Origin of the sequence: Sedimenticola selenatireducens DSM 17993 (assembly GCF_000428045.1) — a bacterium.
In the GTDB taxonomy this organism is placed as follows: domain Bacteria; phylum Pseudomonadota; class Gammaproteobacteria; order Chromatiales; family Chromatiaceae; genus Sedimenticola; species Sedimenticola selenatireducens.
Map to the genome: position 1 here is coordinate 31942 of NZ_KE386616.1, position 24529 is coordinate 56470.

Annotated in this window: 23 protein-coding genes; 18 read left to right on the plus strand and 5 right to left on the minus strand. The window is 54.1% G+C overall.

The window, feature by feature from the left end:
* On the plus strand, nt 1-219 hold a 219-nt coding region (locus A3GO_RS26410), incomplete at its 5' end, for a hypothetical protein (RefSeq protein WP_029134944.1).
* Nucleotides 220-750: 531 nt separating this feature from the next.
* Here A3GO_RS26410 and A3GO_RS0120270 read toward each other — a convergent pair.
* Nucleotides 751-1029, minus strand: a complete 279-nt coding sequence (locus tag A3GO_RS0120270; protein ID WP_029134945.1) for a hypothetical protein — start codon at nt 1027-1029, stop codon at nt 751-753.
* Between the two features lie 733 nt (nt 1030-1762).
* Between A3GO_RS0120270 and A3GO_RS0120275 the strand changes: the two genes are divergently transcribed.
* From A3GO_RS0120275 to ppc, 12 genes are all read left to right on the plus strand, one after another.
* Nucleotides 1763-3910: a XylR N-terminal domain-containing protein gene (locus A3GO_RS0120275; RefSeq protein ID WP_029134946.1), complete on the plus strand. Its 2148-nt coding sequence runs from the start codon at nt 1763-1765 to the stop codon at nt 3908-3910.
* A 91-nt stretch (nt 3911-4001) separates the two neighbouring features.
* The gene (locus A3GO_RS0120280; RefSeq protein ID WP_029134947.1) at nt 4002-5378 is read left to right on the plus strand and encodes a sigma-54-dependent transcriptional regulator; all 1377 of its coding nucleotides are present in this window, start codon (nt 4002-4004) and stop codon (nt 5376-5378) included.
* Between the two features lie 552 nt (nt 5379-5930).
* Nucleotides 5931-6284, plus strand: coding sequence for a c-type cytochrome (locus tag A3GO_RS24830; protein WP_084610296.1), 354 nt, complete (start codon nt 5931-5933; stop codon nt 6282-6284).
* An 8-nt stretch (nt 6285-6292) separates the two neighbouring features.
* Entirely contained in the window at nt 6293-7003 is a 711-nt protein-coding gene (locus tag A3GO_RS0120290; RefSeq protein WP_029134948.1) for a hypothetical protein, read from the plus strand.
* Between the two features lie 39 nt (nt 7004-7042).
* A complete protein-coding gene (locus tag A3GO_RS0120295) occupies nt 7043-8593 on the plus strand; it encodes an FAD-binding oxidoreductase (protein ID WP_335340067.1) in 1551 nt (516 codons plus the stop codon).
* Between the two features lie 54 nt (nt 8594-8647).
* Complete coding sequence (locus A3GO_RS0120300) at nt 8648-10090, plus strand: aldehyde dehydrogenase family protein (RefSeq protein ID WP_029134950.1); 1443 nt, start codon at nt 8648-8650, stop codon at nt 10088-10090.
* 95 nt (nt 10091-10185) lie between these two features.
* The gene (locus A3GO_RS24835; RefSeq protein ID WP_051302719.1) at nt 10186-11796 is read left to right on the plus strand and encodes a benzoate-CoA ligase family protein; all 1611 of its coding nucleotides are present in this window, start codon (nt 10186-10188) and stop codon (nt 11794-11796) included.
* A 233-nt stretch (nt 11797-12029) separates the two neighbouring features.
* Entirely contained in the window at nt 12030-12911 is an 882-nt protein-coding gene (locus A3GO_RS0120310; RefSeq protein WP_037376199.1) for a SphA family protein, read from the plus strand.
* Nucleotides 12912-13603: 692 nt separating this feature from the next.
* Complete coding sequence (gene nosD / locus A3GO_RS0120315) at nt 13604-14815, plus strand: nitrous oxide reductase family maturation protein NosD (protein WP_029134952.1); 1212 nt, start codon at nt 13604-13606, stop codon at nt 14813-14815.
* A 76-nt stretch (nt 14816-14891) separates the two neighbouring features.
* Entirely contained in the window at nt 14892-15398 is a 507-nt protein-coding gene (locus tag A3GO_RS0120320; protein ID WP_029134953.1) for a HugZ family pyridoxamine 5'-phosphate oxidase, read from the plus strand.
* Nucleotides 15399-15405: 7 nt separating this feature from the next.
* Entirely contained in the window at nt 15406-16137 is a 732-nt protein-coding gene (locus A3GO_RS0120325) for a tRNA1(Val) (adenine(37)-N6)-methyltransferase (protein ID WP_029134954.1), read from the plus strand.
* A gap of 28 nt (nt 16138-16165) precedes the next feature.
* On the plus strand, nt 16166-18769 hold the full coding sequence (gene ppc, locus A3GO_RS0120330; RefSeq protein WP_029134955.1) for a phosphoenolpyruvate carboxylase: 2604 nt from the start codon (nt 16166-16168) through the stop codon (nt 18767-18769).
* A 32-nt stretch (nt 18770-18801) separates the two neighbouring features.
* On the opposite strand, the gene A3GO_RS0120335 is transcribed toward ppc, so the two are convergent.
* The 4 genes from A3GO_RS0120335 to A3GO_RS0120350 form a co-directional block, all read right to left on the minus strand.
* A complete protein-coding gene (locus A3GO_RS0120335) occupies nt 18802-19383 on the minus strand; it encodes a PhnA domain-containing protein (protein WP_029134956.1) in 582 nt (193 codons plus the stop codon).
* A gap of 148 nt (nt 19384-19531) precedes the next feature.
* Nucleotides 19532-19933 carry a hypothetical protein gene (locus A3GO_RS0120340; RefSeq protein WP_029134957.1) on the minus strand — a complete coding sequence of 134 codons (402 nt, stop codon included), beginning with the start codon at nt 19931-19933 and terminating at the stop codon, nt 19532-19534.
* A gap of 142 nt (nt 19934-20075) precedes the next feature.
* Nucleotides 20076-20483 (minus strand): DUF4332 domain-containing protein, encoded by a 408-nt coding sequence (locus tag A3GO_RS0120345; RefSeq protein WP_029134958.1) that lies wholly within the window; start codon nt 20481-20483, stop codon nt 20076-20078.
* Between the two features lie 291 nt (nt 20484-20774).
* On the minus strand, nt 20775-21248 hold the full coding sequence (locus tag A3GO_RS0120350; RefSeq protein WP_029134959.1) for an Lrp/AsnC family transcriptional regulator: 474 nt from the start codon (nt 21246-21248) through the stop codon (nt 20775-20777).
* A gap of 449 nt (nt 21249-21697) precedes the next feature.
* Between A3GO_RS0120350 and A3GO_RS0120355 the strand changes: the two genes are divergently transcribed.
* The 5 genes from A3GO_RS0120355 (at nt 21698) to A3GO_RS0120375 (ending at nt 24433) form a co-directional block, all read left to right on the plus strand.
* Entirely contained in the window at nt 21698-22456 is a 759-nt protein-coding gene (locus A3GO_RS0120355) for a 3-hydroxybutyrate dehydrogenase (RefSeq protein WP_029134960.1), read from the plus strand.
* 197 nt (nt 22457-22653) lie between these two features.
* Nucleotides 22654-23013 (plus strand): DUF4124 domain-containing protein, encoded by a 360-nt coding sequence (locus tag A3GO_RS0120360; protein WP_029134961.1) that lies wholly within the window; start codon nt 22654-22656, stop codon nt 23011-23013.
* Between the two features lie 55 nt (nt 23014-23068).
* The gene (locus A3GO_RS24840; RefSeq protein WP_037376201.1) at nt 23069-23260 is read left to right on the plus strand and encodes a DUF5522 domain-containing protein; all 192 of its coding nucleotides are present in this window, start codon (nt 23069-23071) and stop codon (nt 23258-23260) included.
* Nucleotides 23257-23994 (plus strand): helical backbone metal receptor, encoded by a 738-nt coding sequence (locus A3GO_RS0120370; RefSeq protein ID WP_051302721.1) that lies wholly within the window; start codon nt 23257-23259, stop codon nt 23992-23994. Before A3GO_RS24840 ends, A3GO_RS0120370 begins: the two co-directional genes overlap by 4 nt.
* 13 nt (nt 23995-24007) lie before the next feature.
* Complete coding sequence (locus A3GO_RS0120375) at nt 24008-24433, plus strand: hypothetical protein (protein WP_029134963.1); 426 nt, start codon at nt 24008-24010, stop codon at nt 24431-24433.
* Nucleotides 24434-24529: the final 96 nt, after the last annotated feature.

Consider the following 24529-nt stretch of genomic DNA (forward strand, 5'->3'; position numbering starts at 1 on the left):
ATGATGGGTGGCCGGCAAGGCTATCCCCAGGGTGGTCCCGGGATGATGGGGGGTCCGCAAGGTTATCGCCAGGGTGGTCCCGGGATGATGGGGGGTCCGCAAGGTTATCCCCAGGGTGGTCCCGGGATGATGGGGGGTCCGCAAGGTTATCCCCAGGGTGGTCCCGGGATGATGGGGGGGCCGCAAGGTTATCGCCAGGGTGGTCAAATGCCTGAGTGATTAAAAATAAGGTACCCCGGCATGATGTGATGGGTTTCGCCAACAATCGGGTTCGCGAAACTTATTACAGCCTATCGCCGGTATCCATAATGTTAACCGTGCTGTTTCCTTGGATTAGGGAGTTTGCAGGAATGACAAAATATTGCGACTTATCACTAATAAATTAACCATCGGACGAATATCCTCGCTGCAAAATTATATCAGGGCGGGTGACGATCGATTGTTAGGGGCGAACGTGGTTTGGTTGAATGATGGATTGCCACGCCTGCTTTTCTGAGTCCGCCGTCGTTTGGCATGGCTTCAGCAGGAGGTGAGAGCGCCGGTGATCTTAATCCCGTTGTGACCTTCACTTTGGCTTTAAACCGCTTCCAGTTGTTTTTTAAAATATCTCGGGTTATCACAATTCTACCGCTCAGTTCCCGACTGGCGATATTGCCAATCGGGAATCTTTCACTGTCACCGGAGGAGTAGGCCTGGTCTATTGCCTTTCCCTATACACCGGCTTATTGCGGAAACACGGGCTAACCCGCTTTATTTGCCTTTTTTGGCATCTTTTCCAGGGACGGCCTGCGGTGGTTTCTGCTGCTGCGGTTTTTGCTGTTGCGGCTGTACTTGTTGCGTTTTTTGACTTGCAGGTCTGTCGTCATGCTTGGCAGCAGTTAATGGGCTGTCCTTGTCATCTGAATCTGAATCTGAAACTTTTGAAAACGGCGCATTAAATTTCGTTACAGGCTTTTGCTCCTGTTGGGTACCCTTTTTCTCACTGTTTTTCCCACTGTAAAGTGAATCCTGTTGACGTGGTTTGTCCATAATAACCTCTGCTTATTTCCTCGGCCCGCACATTTGCGAGCAGCCGGAACAGTCATGATGGGCGTATCTCACCGTTGCGTCTGTACGTTGCCACACACAGCATTTTCTGAGAGGGCAATACAGTAAATTCCGTTGGTCAACTTACTTGCCAACGCGGTTTCGGATAATAAGCGCAATTGGTAATCGGGAGGCCAGCTGGTAGAGTCAGCGCTTCTCCCGACCAAGAGATGAAGCACTTATGAGCTACAGCCAGCTGATCGAACATAAACGATACCAAGTTTTAGCACTAAAGAAAGCCGGACATTCACATTATTTGTGATAATTACGCAACGCATAAATACCCAAAGGTGAAAGGCTGGTTGAGATGCCACAAACGTTTTTACATACGTTTTATGTCGACCAGCGTATCGCGGTTAAACATGATGGAGAGATTCTTTCGTGAATTAACGCTAAGCAGTTAAGGCGGGTGTGTTCAGTAGTGTTAAAGAACATCAAGAGTCAGTCATGACATTCATTGAAAAGCATAATAAGGTACCAGCGTCCTACATCTTGACCAAGTCAACGTAGTGATATTCTGGAGAAAGTAAAGCGTGGAAGAGAAACGCTGAATAAGTTACAAACTGTTTGACGACCTACACTAGCAAATAAAATTCGTGTGGTATTAAATGGTGCGTTAGTAATTTCTGTATCACCGATCCAAGTCAGATGCACATTGCAAGAGGAATAAAAAAGCATGCGTGAAGATGTCGCTCAATTTGAGAATATGGTCGAGTTTGATTCCCAACAGGGTGCTATCACCTTTTGTGGGCGGCGTGCCATTTTGGTCAACACAAATGCCATGGGTGTTCTGCGGCATGAGTTGATTCAAACCTTAGGACGGGATATTGCCAAGGTAATTCTCACCCGTTACGGTTTTAGTTGTGGCCAAGAAGATGCTGAAACTCTTGAGACTGAATTTCGCCCTAAAGGATTATCAGAGTTTGTCATGGCTGGGCCTCGTCTACATATGATTGCCGGCATTGCTCAGGTAATACCAGAGAAACTGGAAGTCAATGCTGAGACAGGGAAATACCATATGTCTGGCACTTGGTTAGGTTCTTATGAGGCAGAGCAACATCTGCATCTGTATGGCCCGGATCAAGAGTCTGTGTGCTGGACATTGGCAGGTTATGCCTCTGGTTACTCTTCCGTAGTATTCAATACCTCAATGATCTGTGTGGAACATAAGTGTGAGGGGCGTGGCGATAACTGCTGTACCTGGTCTCTGATGCCGGCAGATGAGTGCGGTCCCGAATGGGGCGAGATACATAAATATTTCAAGCCGCTGAATATTCATGCTCACATTAATCTGCTGGAGCAGAAGGTTAAGGAACGGACGCAAGCTTTAGAGGCCTCGGAGCAACGTTACCGTGAGTTGCTGAAAAACTTACCTGATATTGCATTTAATATGGATACGGATGGACGGCTGACTGAACTTAACAGTTCAGGCCGTGCGCGCCTGGGGATTTCCATTAGTGATGTTCCAAATGTCGTGCTGAGTGATCTTCTGGCACCCTTCGAGCATCGAAAAATAATTAATTTTATCCGCCAATTATCAAGAGAACGCAAAACCAACCGGCTGGACGTGACTTTTATCGATGGTAATGAAGAGGAGTTTCCTGCCCAACTGCTGATAAAGCCCATAGTGGTGAAGGATGTGTTGATCGGTTACCAGGGGTTGGCGGTAGATATGGCCGCGCAGAAGGCCCGCGAACGGCGTTTGTCCGAATATGCGAGCCGGCTTGAGCACCGCGAGGAACAAATTTATGACTTGATCAGTGACGCCCTCTATGTGACGGATCATGAAGGCTGTTTTATTCTGGTAAATGCCACCATGGCCAGACGTATGGAAACCACCGAGGAAGAGGCCATAGGCAAGAATTTTGCCGAATTTGTTCCTCCTTCGGCCGCTGACCGTATTAATCAGGAACTCAGACTCTGTTTGAGCGGAGAACGGACAGAGCCATTTGAGTTATCCCTGCCGGGTCGCGAGGGGCAAGTGCGTATTGTCGAGGTGAGTAATGAGCCGCTGATAGAAAATGGTAAGGTGATTGGTGTGGTAGGGGTTGCCCGGGATATCACTATCCGACGCGAACTGGAGCGTCGGCTTGCACAATCCTCACGGTTGGCCGCCCTGGGTGAGTTTGCCTCCGGGATTGCACATGAGATAAATAATCCGATCGGTCTGATTTCGGGATATGCGGAGGAGATCCTGGATCTGATGAAGGATCTGCCCGCCGCCGCTGGGCTGCCTGAAATAGAAATATTTCGGCGAGGGCTGAATACGATTCAGGAGCAGGCTTATCGCTGTAAATATATCACCGGGAACCTCCTCTCATTTGCCAAGCAGCAAAAAGTGTTGTTGCAGCCGACCTATATGGATCAGCTTGTGCGGGAATCGGTCGAATTCTTTATCGAGGGCAAACAGGCCAAGGGGATTGAGGTGTTGGTGGAGACTGAGGAGGAGTCGATGATGGTTGACACCGATCCCAACCTGTATGGTCAAGTGATGCTGAATCTGTTGAAAAATGCCTGTGATGCGATGAACGGTAAGGGGCGAATCTGGGTTCGGTTATATCGTGAACAAGAGACGATGATCCTGGAGGTGGATGACGAGGGCCCCGGGCTGGCACCGGATATTGCCAGTCAGATATTCGATCCGTTTTTTACCACAAAGGGACCAGGGGCCGGAAGTGGATTAGGGCTTTCAATTTGTTATGGTATCGTGGGAGAACTGCAGGGAAATATCAGTTATGTTGCACGCCCTGGAGGTGGGGCTCGGTTTCGAGTAAGTACGCCCTTTGTCCCGAGTGATGAAAATAGATTCCAGAACGGCAGATAGGCTATCGCCTGTGACACCTGGATAATGGTAGACCTTATAATAGTAATGTTTAGGCGTATTTCTCTTCGCCTGAGCAGGGGTAAGTTATACTGTGGATAATCGTAAAAACATTTTGATTGTTGATGATGAGCCGCGGTTCAGGGAACTCCTTTGCAGCCGTTTGCAGCGGCGCAACTACAATATAATCGAAGCTGAAGATGGTGTGCGGGCTCTGGAGCATGCTGAGCGTGCCCGAGTAGACCTGGCGTTGGTGGATATCAATCTGCCTGGGATGGATGGTATTGAGCTGTTACAACGGCTCAAAGAGCTGGATGGACGGATAGAGGTAGTGATCGTCACCGGCTATAGCAATATAGAAACTGCCATTGCGGCCATGAAACATGGGGCGTACGACTATCTGTCGAAGCCCTACAAGCTCAGTGAACTGGAGGCGGTGGTGGAGAGGGCGCTGGAGAAGCAGCGACTGACCCAGTGCTGTGCCGGTCTCTCCGCCGAGGTGAATCATCTGCGCGAGCGCAGTTGGTCTTTGCCGGTGGGGCAGAGTGAACCTTGGCTGAATTTAATGCAAGTAGTGCAAAAGATCGCTTCCTTGGGGGTCCCGGTATCGGTGCTGATTACTGGACCGAGTGGTGCTGGCAAAGAGGTAATTGCCCGCGCCCTGCATCAATTGAGCAACGCAAATTGCAATCCGTTTGTGCCGATAAACTGCAGTCTTTTACAGGAAAATCTGCTGGATAGTGAATTGTTTGGCCATAAAAAGGGCTCATTCACTGGGGCTGTGGCTGATAAGGAGGGTCTGTTTTATACCGCGCGGGACGGTATTTTGTTTCTTGATGAGATCGGTGAGCTGCCAGAATCCAGTCAGGCCAAACTGTTGCGGGTACTGGAGACTGGTGAGTATCGCCCGGTTGGTGGGACCAAGGAGCTCCACACCAATGCCCGTATTATTGCGGCCACCAATGTTGATCTTGAGAAGGCTGTCGCCGAGGGACGCTTCCGGCAGGACCTGTTCTATAGGCTTAATGTAATCAATATCAAAGTCCCATCCTTGAGCGAACGGCGCGATGATGTGCCCCTGCTGGTCGAGCATTTTATGGAACGGGGCAAGAGCCTGTCCGCACTGTCGCTGAAGTTCACCGCTGAGGCAATGGCTCGGTTAATGGCCTACCCCTGGCCAGGCAATACCCGCGAGCTACGCAATGTAGTCGAGCGAATTATGGTATTGAATGTGGGCGATCTGGTAGAGGATGCTATGGTAGCGGCCATGCTGAATCAGCAGCAGGAACAGGCAGCTGTCGCAAACACCGCCCCGTTTGAAGAGGTTATCCCGTTGGCAGAGTTGGAACATACTTATGTGAAATGGGCTGCCGAGCAGTTAGATGGAAATCTCAGTGCACTTTCCAGGTGTCTGGGGATTTCACGTTCCAAAGTATACCGAATACTCAAGCAGATCGAAGCGTCCGTTTAGACGGCTGGTGGCGTCCACGTCGGCTGCCAACCGTTCTGTGTGATCGATCCTTCTAGCCCCTTATGCCTGTCGGAAAAGAGGCGGCCACGACTCTCACGTTGCTACACATTTGAGCCCCTGTCCCGGTCAGTTTTGTGTCGAGGATGGGGCTAAAAATAACCTGTCTGGTTATTTTTCTGCGGTCAATAAAGTTAACCGCCGCCCGTTTCAAGCTGTCATCCTGAGCAATCCAAAACAGCGGCCCGGCGGCGGGTTGAGAGTGTCTCATATCAAGCCACTGTCTCGATTCGAGACAGTGGCTTGATAGACATTGTAAAAAAGGCAGTTTTACCTCGGATCCCACGGAGAGGAGTCATAAGTGTCTTATTTTGAGACAAATAGCGACCTGGTAAAAAACGCGTAAAACTCCCGATAAAATATCACTAACATACTGAATTAATTAGATATTATATCTTTATCGCGCGAGTTGGCCTTTGACTTGCAGTGCCCTATGTGGTCGAGCCCGAGGGGCATTGCCCGTTTATAAAGAAATACAGCCATGAGGAGTTCAGTATGAAGACCAAGCGTGCCTGGCAGACAGCGCTATTGATCACCCTGTTGGGGAGCAACCTTTTACTTTTTAGTACTCTTGTTCGTGCCTACAATGCAGATTCATGGCGCGAGGCGGGTCAGGTTTACCAAAAGGTTTGTGGCCATTGCCATGAAACCGGAATCGGGCCGCAGCTCAAGGGACGCAATCTCCCAACTGCCTACATCAATCAGATGGTGCGACAGGGTAATCGGGCCATGCCTGCGTTTCGACTGTCTGATGTCAATGACCAGACGTTGAATCAATTGGCGCTGTTGATCGGTAACAGCAAGCTGACAGACAACCTCATGCGTAGTGGCAAGGTTGCTGAAAAATAGGGGGCGAGATGGAATTGAAGCGACGCAGATTTTTACAGGGCATGCTGGCCGGTGGCGGGGCCTTGGCCAGCGGTGGCCTGTTCAGCGCTATGGCGGCTGCACTTGATGTCAGTCCGGTTTCTGCCTCAGCCAGACAGCTGTGGCTTAAGAATGGCGCTCCACGTGAGGCCGAGTTTGCTCAAGGATTGGCAATGGCCAACCCGGATGGGCTAACCCGTTTATCTCTCAGCCGTGCCGAGCTCTATCGCCCTACACATCTACAACACCTGCTCGCTACCTACAGCGGACAGCAGCTGGTGGGGATGATGGAACAGGGTGCCTTTGAACTCCTGCATGAACTGGTGCGCAGTGCTGGTGGGCGTGTGCTCTACACCGGCCAGCACAGGTGGGGAGGAGGGGCGCATGATCGCCCTCGTCACGCGATCGCGACCACGCCACAGACCCAGCGCCTGGGCAACATCTTATACCGCAATTTGCGAGTCCTCGGGGAGCATGTGTTGCTGAATCAGCTGCACGCTACGGGCAGTATGGCAAGCCTGTCGGGTACCCGAGGGCCGTCGATGCCCCACGGCTCCTGGCCGGAATTGGTGGGTGCGGCCCTGGGAAATGTCGGGGCATCTGCAGGACGGCCCTATCCCGTTGAGAAAAAACCACACATGCAATTGGTCGCCGATGCAACGCCGGGCGGGAGCCTTGTCTCCTTTATGTTTGAGGTGTAATCGCCGGGCCATCAGATCGCTTAACTGCATCCGAGGAGGATGAAGATGACAACAAAATATATTGCTCTGCCGGAAGGTGTGAGCGAACAGCAGTTTGACCAGGCTATTGCCGAGTTTCGTCGTGTTTTGGGTGATGAGCACGTACTGATCAAGCCTGAGGAGTTGGCTCCCAACATGAAAATCATGTTGCCGGTGGATACCTCCCAGCACACGCCGTCCGCCGCCATCCTGCCTAAAAGCGTCGAACAAGTGCAGGAAATAGTAGCTATCTGCAATCGCTACAAGGTGCCGGTGTGGCCGGTTTCTACCGGGCGCAACCTCGGCTACGGCTCCGCGGCCCCCGCTACTCGTGGCCAAGTGGTGCTCGATATGCGGCTGATGAACCGCATTTTGGAAGTCGATGCCGATCTCTGCACCGCACTGGTCGAACCCGGGGTGACCTATCAGCAGCTGCACGATTATATCCGGGAACATGATTTGCCCCTGTGGCTCTCATGTCCGGCCCCTTCCGCCATCGCCGGGCCAGTGGGTAATTCGCTCGATCGCGGGGTGGGTTATACCCCTTACGGTGAACACTTTCTGTTCCAGTGCGGTATGGAGGTGGTGATGCCGGACGGCGATGTCTTGCGAACCGGCATGGGGTCCATGTCAAACTCCAATACCTGGCAGGTTTTTAAGTGGGGTTATGGCCCCAGCCTGGATGGCATTTTTACCCAGTCAAATTATGGCATCGTGACCAAGATGGGGATGTGGCTGATGCCTGCGCCGCCCGCCTTCAAGCCGTTCCTCATTCGCTATCCAGATGAGGTCGATATCGACAAAATCGTTGAAACGTTACGCCCCCTGCGCATCGCCATGATCATCCCTAATGCGGTGGTCATTGCGCATACGCTTTGGGAGGCCGGCGCGTTCGTTCGGCGGAGTGATTTTTACCAAGGCAAAGGTTCGATTTCGGAAGAGGCGGTGGGAGAGATCCGCAAGACCCATAATCTGGGTGCGTGGAACGTCTATGCCGGCCTCTACGGCAGTCCGGAACAAATCGAAGTGAATTGGAACATCATTAAGGGTGCCGTGGAGGCCTCTGGCGGTGAGCTATTAACAGAGGAGCAGGTGGGAGACAGTCCCACATTCCGCTACCGCAGAGACTTGATGCGCGGCGATATGAATCTGCAGGAGTTCGGCCTTTATAACTGGCGTGGGGGTGGTGGGTCACTCTGGTTTGCACCGGTCTCACAGGCGCGCGGGAGTGAGACCTTGAAGCAGATGGATTTAGCCAAGCGCATCCTGGGCAAGTACGGATTTGATTATGTCGGCGAGTTCATTGTCGGATGGCGCGATATGCACCATGTCATTGATCTCCTATACGACCGAACGAATCCCGAGGAGACCAGTAAAGCCAATGCCTGTTTCAGGGAACTCATAGATGAGTTCGCGGCGCAGGGCTATGGCATGTACCGCACAAACACGGCTTTTATGGACAAAGTGGCCGACACATACGGCCCAGTAAAACGCAAAGTCAATCAGGTGCTTAAACGGGCATTGGACCCTAACGGCATTATTGCTCCGGGAAAGTCGGGTATTTATGTTTAACACTCTGCCCTAAAAACGAAGCGGAAAAGAATCCAATCAAAGTGAGAATGAACCATGCAAGAGTACAGACTATTTATAAATGGTGAATGGGTGGAGACGCAGGATGGTGAAGTGCTGGATGATATCAATCCGTCCACTGGAGAGGTTTTTGCCCGCGTCCATCAGGCCGGTCCCAAAGATGTGGAGCATGCGATTACCGCGGCCAGTGCGGCCAGTGTCGCTTGGGGTAAGACGCAACCGGCGGTGCGTGAAGAGATCCTGATTAAGGCGGCGGACTGCCTTCAGGCACGTATTCACGAGATTGCCGATGTGTTGATTGACGAGGCCGGTTCGACCTTTGGAAAGGCGATGTTCGAGGCTTCGTTTGTGGTCAACCTGCTGCGAAGTGCGGCTGGTGAAGCACGCCGTATCTTTGGCGAGACGATGCCCTCGGATGGGCCCGATATCTTCTCCATGTCGGTGCGCCGTCCTCTGGGGGTCATTGCGGGTATTGCGCCCTTCAATTTTCCTTTCCTGTTGGCTTGTAAAAAAGTGGCATTAGCCATTGCGGCGGGAAATGCCTTTGTCCTTAAACCCTCTGAGGAGACGGCGGTCACGGGTTTGAAGATTGCAGAGATATTTGAACAAGCGGGATTGCCCAAAGGCGTACTGAATGTAATTCCGGGAAGCGGCCCCGAGGTGGGCGGACGATTGGTGGATGATCCCCGGGTGAAGATGATTACCTTTACGGGATCAACGGTAGTGGGTAAGAAACTTGCCGTGCAAGCGGCTCAACAGCTTAAGAAGATCACGTTGGAATTGGGTGGCAAGAGTCCACTCATTGTACTGGCGGATGCAGATTTGGATTATGCCGTGGATGCCGCCTGCTTCGGTATCTTCCTGCACCAGGGTCAGGTATGTATGGCCAATTCGAAGCTGATTGTTGAGGCGGCTGTGTACGATGCCTTCTGTGACAAGTTTGCCGCCAAGGTGAAAAGTCTCAAGGTGGGTGATCCGCGTCAGCCGAATACGGTGATTGGCCCATTGATTCGTGGTGCGCAGTGCCAGGTAATCGATCGCCATGTTCAAGATGCTCTTGACAAGGGAGCGCGACTGCTGACTGGCGGTAGCAGCGAATCCAATTTTTATCAGCCCACCGTTATGGCCGATGTGGGCCCTGACATGCAGATTTATCGTGAGGAGAGTTTTGGTCCCGTGGTTTCGATCATCAAGGCGGATGATCATGAGGCGGCCCTCTATATCGCTAATGACAGCGAGTATGGACTCTCTTCAGCGGTTATTACCAACGATCTGCAAAAGGCAATGGAGCTCTCCCTTCGACTCGAAGCAGGCATGGTGCATATCAATGATTGCACGGTGTTTGATGAGCCACATGTGCCCTTTGGAGGTGTCAAGAAAAGTGGCTTTGGACGCGAAGGAGGGCGATATTCGATGGAAGAAATGACCGAAGTCAAGTGGATTACCATTCAGATGGGTAAGCGACACTTCCCATTCTAGAACCCGGAAAACATCAACCCTGTGCAGTTTGTATGTGTGGCCACAGCTGTTGTGGTCAAAGCAGGAGTCTGCACGCCATAATAAAGTGAAAAGTGATGGAAAAGACGGTTGAAAGATATTTTCCCTCGGGTGCGATGAATGCGGTCGAGGAGTTGATTGGGCCTGCATTGTCAAAGGGGTTGGAGCAACAGACCGCCCTGATAGGGGATACAAAATCTCTTACTTACGGTGAGTTGGATTTGCTCGTTAACCGGTATTCGGATGCCCTGCGTACGGCGGGCGTAGTGCGGGAAAATCGTGTGCTCTTTATGCTTAACGATAGCCCCGATTTTGTGGCTGCTTACCTAGGGGCTATGCACATGGGGGCTGTTTCGATTGCCTTTAATGTGCGTTCAGCAGCCAAGGATCTGCTGTTTGTTATCGAGGACAGCAACTGCACCATGCTGGTCATTGATGCTGCCTATCTACCTATCTACCTGCAGATCGCGGATAGAATAAAGCACCCCCTGAAAGTGGTGGTCGATGGTGACTATGAGGGCGATCTTCCAACGCTGGGCAGCTTTGTCGAAAGTGGCGCAACGCGCTCACCGGCGCTCAAGGTGTCACCCGATGATATGGCTTTCTGGGTCTATACCTCTGGCACTACAGGGACCCCGAAGGCGGCGGTGCACCTGCATCACGATGTAATAATTGCCGACCTGCATATGCGGGAAAATCTGGGAGTTGAGCCTGGTGACAGGATATTCTCTACTTCCAAACTGTTTTTTGCCTATGCCCTGGGCCACTCCTTGTTGGGAGGGTTGCGTAGCTGTGCCACGATTATCCTGACCAAACAGTGGCCGGATGCAGCTGCAATTGCGGAGCTAATTCGCCGCCATCAGCCTGACTTGGTCTTTAGCGTGCCTACCCTTTATCGCAATCTGTTGCGGGATGGTGTTGCGGATACTGCGCCATTTAAATCTGTAAGGGTCTATGTCTCTGCTGGTGAAAAACTACCCGTTAAGCTGTTTGATCAATGGCGGCTGGCAACAGGACGCCCAATTCTTGAGGGTATTGGTACTTCAGAGACACTGTTCCTTTATGTAACCAACAGCATCAAGCAGTTTCGTTCCGGGAGTTGTGGCAAGCCCGTACCCTGGGCGGAAATCAAGCTCATGGATGAGTCAGAACAGGCTATCTCCACTACTGAAACACCGGGACAACTTTGGGTGCGCATGCCCTCAGTCGCCGATCGTTACTGGAATCGCCAGGATCAATCCCGTAAATCTTTTCATGGCCATTGGTACAAGACCGGTGACATGTTCCGTGTTGATGAAGATGGATGGTGGTACCACCTGGGACGTGGTGACGAGATGCTGAAGATCTCCGGGCAGTGGGTGAGCCCGGCGGAAATAGAAGCTTGTGCGCTGACAGTGCCCGGGGTAGAAGCTGCAGCCGTTATTGGCTATTCAAATGAAGATAGTCTGGTCCGCTCCGCGTTGTTCGTCGTGCCCCAGCAAAGGGGTACGGATGATGACATGTTGGCTGACAAGATCCGTCAGGCCTTGATTCAGACACTCTCCATCTACAAATGCCCGCGCATTATCCGTCTCGTTGATGAAATGCCCTGCACGGCGTCCGGAAAGATGCAGAAGTATAAACTGCGCGAGCTATTACGCGAGGGGGCTGGTGAAGGAGATCAGAGTGCTTGTCAAGTCGAGGTTTAAGTCAGGGCCGTGGTTAAAACAGAGCAGTTACCGTTTTAGATCGAATCTTCAGTGGAGAGATAAATCAATGAGATAGTGAAGTATACCAAGTTTTATGAGGTGTTTTATTTAAAGAAAATCGAGAATCAAATTTTTGGTTTATGTAGCCAGATAAGTGTTGGAAGTACTTGTTTAGGTCCGCCTTAAACAAAACCAGAGAGTTTTGTATTTTAAAATAACGTTGGAGTGGAGCAATGAATAAATTATTAATAGGTATAGTATGTTTTGGTCTGTCACTGAGCGCCTGTGCAGGTGGTCATTATGTTCCTGGAATTGAAGGTATAAAAGGGGCATCTGTCCCTCCACCAGGTAATTATTATCTTGGCTACTTAGTAAAGTATGACATTGATGCATTGAAAGCACCGGGTACAGATACAGATATCCCAACTAATAACAATGGAACGGTTACTGCCATAGCAAACCGTATTGTGCATATTACAAATACTAAATTATTAGGTGCTGATTACGGAATGGAAGTAATCATTCCTGTAATAAACAAAGATTTCAATTTTAGTGCTGCTGGTTATGCAGATGAAAAAACTGCTGTAGGAGATATTTTTATTGGTCCGGTCGTGCTCGGGTGGCATGGCGATCGTTGGGATGCGGTAGGTGCAGCAGGTATTTGGCTGGATACGGCTAACAGTGCTGAGATGGCTTCTGCAGGTAATGGATATCGATCAGTAATGCTAACCGGCGGTGGTACCACGTACTTGAACGCAGATAAAAGCCTGTCAGCGTCAGCTCTGATGCGTTACGAGATAAACTCAAAAGATGATGCCGGATTAGAACCAGGTGACCAGATTTCTTTCGAATGGGGAATTGGCAAAAAAATCAATAATAACGTAGAGCTTGGTCTGGTTGGCTATGATCAGTGGCAAGTAAGCAAGGATAAGGGAACGGGATCAACAACTAATAAATTCAGCAAGCATGCAATTGGTGTCGAGGGCTCTTACTTTTCTACTACGATAGGTGGTGTATTAAAAGCTGCCTATTACAATGAATATGCTATTGAAGCTGGCAGTAATCCAGCTCCTTCCGGCAACACTATTCGGTTGACTTTGATCAAGCCATTTTAAACGGTGCTCTTGGTTTAAGTAGTGCCCCGGCAGAAGCGGTGTATTTTATCGAACAAGGCTGAAATCCAGTTTGTGTTTTCTTGGCTAGCAATACGCTTATTACCTAGTGGGCTATGCGGTTAATTCTGAAACGAAAGTTTATATTGAAAGCGTTGATTGATCTGTAGACGCGTCACTGCAACACGAATTCTGAGTCCTTTTAGTTTTTCGTTGTTTATGGTTATTCACATAACTTTCCGCATGGCCCACTAGATCCTGCTGAAAAAGCAGGACTTATCGAAAATGCATTAGATGCACATTGACCGAGGCATAATGGTGCACGACAACCACTACAGAGGTGAGGATCATATGAAAAGGCAAATAGGTATGCCTGACCCAGATCGACTACGACTGTGAGATGGCTTTTGTCTCCGTCTCTGAAAAGGATAGCGAAAGTGAGGCTCTGGCCGTTGTCTGGATCGTTACCGATCCCAATAATCAGGCCTGGGTTGGCTGTGTGAACCGGGCATGCCATCTTGTCGGTTTTGAAACTACCGGCCACCCGCGACCAAGCCAAATTGATTATTCTTAAAGACAACATCGCATAATAACCCTACTCTGTGCCAGAATTATGCGCGTCACAGCGATCGGCTGATCATTGTGGTGCCCGTAACCCGGATTTAACTCACTGGAACTGTTGATCAATACCTGTCATGAAGCGCTTATGGCTGATGCTCTGTTTGCTGGCGGGGTGCCTGGTATCCACCCTGGGATATGCGCTGCCGCCACTGCAATTGTTTGTCGACATCACACCGCCGGGAGGCGTGCTGACCCTGCCGGCAGGGAGCTATGCCGGTCCGGTGGTGATCCGACGGCCGATCATTATTGACGGCAGGGGCGAGGTGACGGTGGATGGTGAGGGTGGCGGCACCGTGGTTACGGTCCTGGCGGACGGGGTGACAATCCGTGGCCTGCACCTGACCAACTCCGGCCATTCCCATGATCAGGTGGACGCCGCTCTGCTGCTGGCGGCGGATGACGCGCTGGTGGAGGACAACCGCATGGATGACGTGTTGTTCGGGATTCATATTCGCCAGGCCAACGGCAATGTGGTCCGCAACAATCGGATTGAGTCGCGTGCGGAGGAACCCAGCCTGCGCGGGGAGGGCATTCGCGTCTGGTACAGCAGCGACAACCTGATGGAAGGTAACCACATCACTCAGGTCCGGGATGTGGTGTTTACCAACTCGTCGGATAACCGCTTTATCGGCAACACCATCGAGAACAGCCGCATCGGCATGGAGCTGATCTTTTCGCCCGATAACGAAATAGCTGAAAATACCCTGATCAGAAACACCACGGGTATTGTGCTGATCTACTCCAACGGCGTGGTCATTCGGGAAAACCGGCTGCTGAATATGCCGGATGCCACCAGTTCCGCGCTGGCGGTGAAAGAGAGTTCCCAGGTGCGGCTGGAGGCCAACGATATTGTCCGCTGTGCCGTTGGCCTGACCGCCAACTCGCCCACCGATCCGGAGAATATCATCTATCTCACCAATAACCACTTTGCCTACAACGATGTGGCGATGTACTTCTATGGTGAAAAGGGCGGGCATATCATTCATGGCAACCGTTTTACCGGCAATATCATACCCATCGCCGTGAGTGCCGCCTCCAGCGCTCTGGACAACGACTGGCGGGGCAACGCCTGGGACACCTACGAAGGATTCGACCGGGACCTGGATGGTACCGGTGATACCCCGCACAATATATATCTCTATTCCGACCGGCTCTGGATGGACCGGCCGATGGCGCGCTTCTTCCGTGGCTCCCCGGTGCTGGAGATGGTGGATTTTATCGAGCGTCTGGCGCCCTTTTCCATGCCCGACCTGATCCTCTCTGACCCTTCACCGCGCATGCACTGAAGCGTTGGACGGGGTTTATCTCCGCGTCGCCTCGTGTCAGCATGGGCGTCTGTTTTTCAACCGATGACTGTGCTTTATGACCACCCCCGAATCAACCGATCTGCGACAGGCAGAGGCGGACCTTCAAGCTCTGATTGATTCGCACCAGACCCTGCTGCTCTCCACCGTGACGGCCACAGGTCAGCCGGCAATCAGCTATGCCCCCTATGTCCGGGATGCGTCGGGCCGTTTCTATATCTTTATCAGTGACCTGGCGGAGCATACGGGCAATCTGCAGCAGCAGGGCAGTGCCGCGATCCTGTTTGTCCGTCCGGAGGCGGAAACCCGCAACCCGTTCGCCCGGGAGCGGGTGATCCTGCAGTGCCGGGCGGGTGAGGTTCCCGAGACCGATACAAATCATGCCGCCATGCTGTCTCGGCTGGAGCAGCGTTTTGGCGATACCGTGGCCCTGTTGCGCCGCCTGCCGGACTTCCATCTGTTTGCCCTGACGCCACAGTCGGGTCGCTATGTGGCGGGCTTTGGCAAGGCGTATGATCTGGAGTTGCCGGCCGGTACTCTTCGTCCCGTCTCGCCGCCGGACTGAGTGCGCGGTGTCGATTTTCCGCTTTCAGCGATTCAGCGTGCAGCAGGGTGAGACCGCCATGAAGGTGTGCACTGACGCCACGCTGTTTGGCGCCATGGCGCCGGTTGCCGGCGGCGAGCGAGTGCTGGACATCGGTGCCGGCAGCGGGCTGCTGTCGCTGATGCTGATGCAGCTGGGGGCGGGCCATGTCACTGCCGTGGAATTGACCGAACAGGCGTGTCGGGACGCCGCCGTCAATTTCTCCGCCAGTCCCTGGTCTGAGCGGTTGGAACTGGTGTGGCAGTCGATACAGGACTATGCCGAATGCTGCGATCAACGTTATGACCTGATCATCAGCAACCCACCGTTTTTTGAGCAGCACAGTAAAAACAGCGTCAATCTGCGCCGCCTGGCCCGCCATGCCGATCTGCTGCCGCACCATGAACTGGTGCGGCTTGTAGCCCGGTTATTGGGTGAGGCCGGGCGCTTCTATCTGCTGATTCCGGCACATGAGGTGGTCCGGATTACTGATCTGGCGGCGGCTGCCGGCCTGTGGCTGACCGGGCGGGTCGACTATGCCGGGCTTGCCCACAGCCGGGCCAAGGTGGCCGCGCTCACCTTCAGTCGCCGACCTGAAATGTTCGTCTGCCGCCGGCTGGTCATCTATAATGCGCCGCGCGCCTACAGCGAAGAGAGTGCCCGTTATCTCTCCCCCTTTCTGTTACGATTTGCCGCCCCGGCCGACTGGCAGCAAGCGTAGCTGCAGAAACCTTGTTGGAGTAAGAAGTATGACCAATCTGGATGAATCATTACGCGACGATGTACGTATGCTCGGTGAGAGTCTGGGGCAGACCATCGAAAACCATCTGGGACCGGCGTTTCTGCAGAAGATCGAGCGCATACGCCATCTGGCCAAGGCGGGGCGGGAGGATACCGGCTCCAATCATGACGCGCTGTTGCGGGAACTCTCCGGTCTGAGTGAAGCCGAGATGCTGCCGGTGGCGCGCGCCTTTACCCAGTTTCTCAACCTGGCCAATATCGCCGAGGAGTTTCATCGCGTGCGACTGCATCAGGACGTGTGCGAACTGGATGCGGAGGACTCCTTTGCCCGGCAACTGAAGCAGCTGCAGGTGGATGGACTCACCGATGAGCAGATCCTGCAGGCGATCGGCCGCATGGAAGTGGATCTGGTACTCACCGCCCACCCCACCGAGGTGAACCGCCGCACCCTGATCAAAAAATATAACGCCATCACCGACTGTCTGCGCAAACTGGAGCGGGGGGAGTACCGCCAGCGCCGCCTGAATGAGCTGGTCAGCCAGATCTGGCACACCAATGAGATTCGCCGGCAGCGCCCCACGCCGATCGACGAGGCGAAATGGGGGTTTGCCGTTATCGAGGGGTCACTCTGGCAGGCGGTGCCGAACTACCTGCGGCAGCTGGATGAGTCGATGCAGGCGGTGTTGAACCAGCCGCTGCCACTCGACTGTTCGCCGGTTCGTTTCTCCTCCTGGATGGGCGGGGACCGGGATGGCAATCCCTATGTCACTGCTGCGGTGACCCGGGAGGTGCTGCTGCTGTCGCGCTGGATGGCTGCCGATCTGTATGACCGGGATCTGGATGAGCTGCGCTCGGAACTCTCCATGTATCAGTGTAATGACGAACTGCGGGAGCGGGTTGGGGATGCGGCCGAACCTTATCGGTATCTGTTGGCCGGTCTGCGCCGCCGCCTGGATCAGACCAAGACCTTGATCCAACAGGGGCTGTCGGGGCAGGGCTTCAAGCCTGAGGTGCTGATGACCGCCGAAGATCTGCTGGAGCCGCTGATGCTTTGTCATCGCTCCCTCATCGAGTGCGGTATGCAGATCATCGCCGGTGGTCTGCTGGAGGATATCATCCGCCGCATCGCCTGCTTCGGCGTGACCCTGGTGCGGCTGGATATCCGGCAGAACGCCGACCGCCACGCGGCCGTATTCGACGCCCTGACCCGGTTCTACGATCTTGGCTCCTATCTGGCGTGGGACGAGGCGGAGAAACAGCGCTTTCTGTTACAGGAGCTGCAGAGCAAACGACCACTGATACCGGTGGACTGGCAGCCCGATGAAGAGATCAGCGAGGTGCTGGAGACCTGCCGGGCGATCGCCCAGGCCGATCCCAATTCCTTGGGCTCCTATGTCATCTCCATGGCCAGCCGGCCATCCGATGTGCTCTCGGTCATTCTGCTACTGCGGGAGATGGGAGTCGGGCACGACATGCGGGTGGTGCCGCTGTTTGAAACCCTGGCGGATCTGCAGGATGCCCATCACTGCATTGATCAGCTGCTCTCCATCGACTGGTACCGGGACTACACCCACGGACACCAGGAGGTGATGATCGGTTACTCCGACTCCTCCAAGGACGCCGGTCAGCTGGCGGCGGTCTGGGCGCAGTACCAGGCCCAGGAGGCGTTGACCGCCACCTGTCGTGCCCGGGGGGTTCATCTGACCCTGTTTCATGGCCGTGGTGGTACGGTCGGCCGCGGTGGCGGCCCGACCCACCGGGCGATTCTGGCCCAGCCTCCCGGTTCGGTGGACCACACCCTGCGGGTGACCGAGCAGGGCGAGGTGATCCGCTTTAAATTCGGCATTCCGGAGATTGCCGAGCGCAATCTGGAACGCTATACCGGCGCCGTGCTGGCCGCCACCCTCTGTCCGTCACCGGCACCGCGCCCGGAGTGGCGGGCCATGATGGAGTCGCTGGCACGGGACGCCTTTCGTGAATATCGGGCAGTGGTGCGGGATGATCCGCGCTTCGTGCCGTTCTTTCGTGCCTCGACACCGGAACATGAACTGGGCAAGCTGCCGCTGGGATCGCGGCCGGCCAAGCGTCGTGCCGACGGCGGTGTCGAGAGCCTGCGGGCGATTCCCTGGGTGTTCGCCTGGACCCAGATCCGGCTCATGCTGCCGGCCTGGCTGGGATCAGACAGCGCCCTGGGGCAGGCGATCGAGTCCGGTGAGTTGGCCCGGCTGCACGAGATGTACGCGGCCTGGCCCTTCTTCGCCAGTTATGTGGATATGCTGGAGATGGTGCTGGCGAAGAGTGATCCGGTGATTGCGGAATACTACGCAGCCAGATTGGTGCCGGAGGAGTTACAGGCCCTGGGCGAGACGCTACGGGAACGCCTGAGCGGCACTTTCGATATGGTGCTGAAAATCAAACAGACGCGCAAACTGCTGGCGGATTTTCCCCTGATCCGGCGCTCCATCAATGTGCGTAACCCCTATATCGATCCGCTCCACTATCTGCAGGCGGAACTGCTCCATCGCGACCGCAATACACCGAAGGAACGCCTGGAGCAGGCGCTGATGGTGACCATGGCGGGGATTTCGGCCGGTATGCAGAATACCGGCTGAGGCTCGGGTAGCGGTTTCTAAATTATTGGGGCTCAGCCTGATTTCTTGACGAACTGGGTCAGGATGACAATCTGCTGGCCATTGACCCGGCCTTCTATCTGTCCCGGGTTATCGGCCACCAGCGAGATGCCGCGCACGGCGGTGCCGCGCTTGGCGGTAAAATTGGCGCCCTTGACGTTGAGATCCTTGGTCAGGGTGACGGTATCGCCTGCTTCGAGCCGCGCGCCGTTACAGTCCAGATGCTGCACTGAAGTGTCGTTGTCGCTGCCATCACCGGCAGCCTCCGCCCATGCCTGGGTCTGTTCGTCCAGATAGAGCATATCCAGCAGATCCTGCGGCCAGCCCTCCGCGCTGAGGCGCTTGAGCATGCGCCACGCCATCACCTGCACCGCCGGCACCGTGCTCCACATGCTGTCGTTGAGGCAACGCCAGTGATTGGGGTCGATCTTTTCCGGGTCTTCTATCTGTTCACGACAGGTGTCACAGAGCAGCAGGGATTGATCGGCACTGCCATCGGAAGTGGGTGGGATTTCGTAGGGCTGGAGGTTTTCCGTTGCCCTGCAGAGTTCACATTTGGATTCACTGCGCTCAAGTAACGCCTGTTCGGTACTCATAGTTGTGGATGCTCGCATGAAAAAGGCCGGGTATAACTGCAGGCAGGGGTTCTGCCTTGCAGTTATTGTCTGACGGTTGGGTCGGGCACACCATACCGGTCATCCTCTGTTCCGACAAGTCCGTTGTGAATGTGGCAGGATGCCGGCATCAAATGGAGAGGCTATTTGAAACAGCATCTGTTTCAACGGGGTCCGGCTGGTCTTCGGATGAATTGCTGTCACTGCATTCCAGCGCTATTTCGGACAGCACGTCGGCAAGGGCAGCAGTCGCCGTGGTTTTATCCAGCCCGAGTTGGACAGCAAAAATCTCGAGCCGCTCACTACCCAGAATCAGCTCGATCTGCTCCGCGGCAAAAGACCGGTCGTCAACCTCTCCAAGCCATGCGCGGGTGAGGCGTTGCAGTTCGTTGTTCTGCGAGAGCATGCGGTTAAGCTCCGCAAAATTGATAGATTCCAGAGTCTCCGCCAGAGCCGCAGCCACTGTGCTGAAGTCCAGGATGGTACCAAGTCGGGTGATTAAACGGAGTGTTCCCCGTGTTATATAGTCCATCACCTCAATCCTGTTGCCCGGGCAGCTAAGCTTTGTGGGTCGGTCTGCTGTGGTGGTCGGGTGCTGTCGTTTCGCATATTTTGCATGGGGATTCACCGGGACAGATGTTACCCGTCCCGGTGGATGTCTTTTCAGACCCTGTTCAATAGTTGATTGCACGTGGCAGCTCTTTTGCCTGTGCAACCCACTTTTCGACCTCGGATGCCGAAGGTACACGGCGCACGACATTGCCCCGTGCTTCCGCAACCTCTTTTATCTTGGCATGAAGATTCGCTGCATTTCTCTGTGCCAGTTCGGGTACCGTATCGACGCCGGCGAGCTCCAGCAGATCGGCATACTCTTCCCCGATACCCTTGACCCGTGCCAGGTCGGCACGATTGATCCAGCCGAGGATCAGTTTTTCGCTGATGCCGGATTTTTCAGCCAAGGCTTTTCTGCCCTTAGTGGTACTGCCAGCTTCGAGCAGTTTTTCCTGTGTGCTGATGCCGGCTTCCTGAAGTTTTGCGCCGTACTTTTCGCCGATACCTTCGATCTGTGTCAGTTTTGTCATCTCTGTCTGCTCCGTGTAGTGGCTCTTTATCGATCCTGCGATGCCGGTGCCTGAATTATTGGCCCTCTGGTAAATTCGCTGAGTGCCGTTCTCGAAAGGGCTGGCCTCGAACAGTCGAGGTCAGGTAACTCCCTGCCTCCACTATAGTCCTGACGGTTTTTGGAATGAAGCCAAATCGCGATGAAAACGGGATGAATTACAATTGTTTACAATATTTGACCGAGAGTGGTGTCGAGTCCGCCATGGATGGGGAGTTGGAAGTGGCAGCATGACTCTGTGTCATGCTTGAAACTATGTCAGGTAATCGAGCGGTAATTCAGTCTTGTGGATGATCTGTTGCATGACGAAGCTCGACTGCACCCCCGAGACACCGGCGATGCGGGTGATCTTGCCCAGTAGAAACTCCTGGTAGGCGTCCATGTCGGGTACCACCACCTTGACCAGGTAGTCAGCGGCCTGTCCCGTGATCAGACTGCATTCAATTACCTCGGGAAACTCCGCCACCTTGGCCTGAAAATTCTCAAAGCGGTCGGGTGTGTGCCGGTCCATGCTGATCTGGATCAGTGCGGTGAGCTTCAGGTTCAGCCGCGCGGGGTCGAGCAGGGTGACATGTTTCGCGATAATACCGGCTTCCTCCAACTGCTTGACCCGGCGTGAGCAGGGTGTAGGGGAGAGTCCGACCCGTTCCGCCAGTTCCAGATTGCTGATCCGGCCATTCTGTTGCATCTCCGTGAGGATGCGTCGGTCTATACGGTCCAGTTTCATCATGGGCTTGGAAAGTAGGGTTTGGTTAGGGTGATGTTAGAATAAAATGGATAATATCACTATATTTAATAAAAATAATAGTTGAATAATCTAAATATCAAGCAATCATGGGCTATATTTGCATACACTCACTCATCTTTTTTCCCTATACTGAGTTCACTGAACAAGCCTGACCCAGGTTGTCTCCCAGGTAAGACCCCACAAGGGTCTGTTGTCCGACCCGCTTCACAAGAGTGATAACGGCACAAGGTCCAGGAGAGCGGTCATTCAGGGAAAGGCTGATTGGTAGCAGGGAAAACCTGATCTGAGGTGGGCCGCACCCGGCCCACCGATTTCCCTCCCTTTTTGCGATTTACCTGCTTTTTCATCACTTAATCGCCATCCCGCTGAGGTATAATTTCTGCCTGAATGATGGGCGTTGCGCCGATATTTATCAGGAGAATGAGCAGATGCAGAATAAAGTGGCTGTTGTAACCGGAGGGGCAAGTGGTATCGGGCGGGCGGTTGCCGAGAAACTGGCGAGCGTTGGCTGTAAGGTGGTGATTGCGGACTTTAATCCGGAAACCGGCAGCGTGGCGGCCGAGCAGATCGGTGCCAGTTTCGTGCAGGCGGACCTGTCCGATGCCGAGCAGTGCCGTTCCGTCATCGCCCAGGCCGCTGAATTGCACGGCAGCGTCGATATCCTGGTCAACAATGCCGGCTTCCAGCATATCTCCCCGATTGAGGAGTTTCCGGTGGAGCAGTGGAACAAGCTGATCGGCGTTATGCTCACCGCCCCCTTCCTGCTGATGCGCTACGCCTGGCCGATGATGAAACAGAATGGCTGGGGTCGGGTGATCAATATCGCCTCGGTTCACGCCATGGTGGCCTCGCCCTTCAAGGCCGGCTATATATCCGCCAAACATGGGGTGATCGGCCTGACCAAAACCGCGGCCCTGGAGGGGGGCGAGTTTGGTATCACGGTCAACGCCATCTGTCCGGCCTATGTACGGACCCCCCTGGTGGAGAACCAGATCGCCGATCAGGCCCGCACCCGGGGCATTCGCGAAGACCAGGTGGTCACCGATGTCATGCTGAAGAATGCCGCGATCAAAAAACTGATTGAGCCGGAAGAGGTGGCCAATCTGGTGGCCTTCCTGGCCAGTGATCAGGCGTCATCCATCACCGGTTCCTCCCTGACCATCGATTCGGGCTGGACGGCCCAGTAGATGGAGCGGAACTGCGGCACTCATGCAGCAACTGACTATCCTTAAAGATAGAGACAAGGTGGAAAAATAACATTCGGTCGAACAAGGAGTGGTCTTTTTGCGGGACGGCTGTGATGGCTCCGCGGGTCGGCTGCTCTAATTCAGATCGATATTGATACTTAACAGGGATTAAGCGAAAAGAAAGAACAGGAGGGATCATGTGGAACCCAGCACAATTCCGGCTTGCCGGAATCGGCGTCGTTATTGGACTGATGGCCCTCTCCCCAACTGCCTATTCGGCCACATATCAATGTGAGCAGGATGGTGTGGTGGTCTATTCCGATACCCGCTGTGGACCCAATGCCCGGCAGAGTGGCGAGACACAAAATCTCTATCCCGGCGGCTTGCGTCCGGGGGAACAGCAGATGCTCAATGAAGCAGCTGCAGATAAGTCCGCACCGGCCGCCGGCGATACTTCAGGTGGTTATGGGGAGCGGATCAGGGAGCAGAATGAACGGCGGAAAATTGAAGGGGACAAACGGCGCATCCCTTCCAGTGCCACCAGTCCCTGGCGTTGAAGCAGGACCCTCCCGCAACTCGAACCCGTCCAACTGACGATGCCAGGTTGAGGCTATGAGAGAACAGAACGAGACGGAAGCGACTGACCCCTGGCCACTGGAGCAGCTGGTAGAGGGGCGGCACTACTACTGGGAAGACGGGCTGATGGTGTTTACCGAATGCTATCACCGCAGCCGGGGTAACTGCTGTGGTTCTGCCTGTCGCCACTGTCCCTTCGACCATATCAATGTGAAGCCGGCAAGATGAGGTTGATCTCGCTGATCCCGTCCATTACCGAAACCCTGATCGACTGCAACGCCAACCTCGTGGGGCGTTCCCGGTTCTGTATTCACCCCGAACCCGAGGTCGGACGGATTCCGGCGGTGGGGGGGACCAAGCGGGTGGATTGGGGATCGATGGCCGATCTACAGCCGGATCTGGTGATCCTCGACAAGGAGGAGAATACCCGGGAGATGGCCGAGAGCTGTCCTTATCCCTATCTCGCCCTGCATATTATCCGGGTGGAGGATGTTGGGCCGGAATTTTCACGCCTGGCCGAGCGGATCGGCAATATCGCACTGGGGAAGTTTGCACGACGTTGGGAGCAGGCCAGTCGGCTTGCCGGGAAGCAGTATGCTATCCGGTCTCTGCCGGGCATTATCGAGTGGTGGCGGCCGCCGACCATCCAGACGCGGGTGGAGTACCTGATCTGGCGTGATCCCTGGATGGCGATAGGCGAGGGCACTTTTATTCACTCCATGCTGGGTCGCATGGGGGTGGGAGAGCTACTGACACCCCATGCGGAAAAATATCCCGAGATTGAGCTTGCTGCCCTGAACCCGCAGCAGACGGTGCTGCTGTTCTCCAGCGAACCTTTTCCCTTTCAGCGTTACCGGGATGAACTGCTGGAACTCGGATATGCATGTGGCCTGATCGATGGGGAGAGTTACTCATGGTACGGTACCCGTAGCCTGCGTTTTCTGGAAACCTGTTGCCAATGAGCAAATAACAACTATGACATCCGACACCCCTCCCTTCATGAACTATCGCGCCCTGCTGCTGGGTGCGCTGATGCTTACGGCAATCTCTCTGGGCATGATTATCCTGGCCCTGCTGCTGGATGTGCAGAAGGCGACCGCGCCACAACTGCTCACCCTCTCTGCACTTTGGATCGCACCGGGTATCTTCACTGGCCTGAAGGCGCGCGACGGCCGGCTGCTGCATGGAATGGTGACGGGACTTGCCGGTGCACTGCTGTTGTCACTGCTGATCTACCTGATGCCACAGGTCGCTGTTCTGCAGCAACTGGCTGGAGACAAGTCAGTGGTGGTGATTATCCTGGGGGGGCTCTGGGGCGCTATCGGCGGACTTTTTGCCGAAATAGTTCATCTGCGACGTGTCAGGAAGGGGCGTGGGCAAAACAGCCAAGTACGCCATTGACGGGGTATAGGCGGTTAAGTAGTATTTGGAGAGTTAAAATATTTTAGCGCTACGTTAATTGTAAGCCTGTCGTTTAGGCCCTGGGCAAGGGAAGCC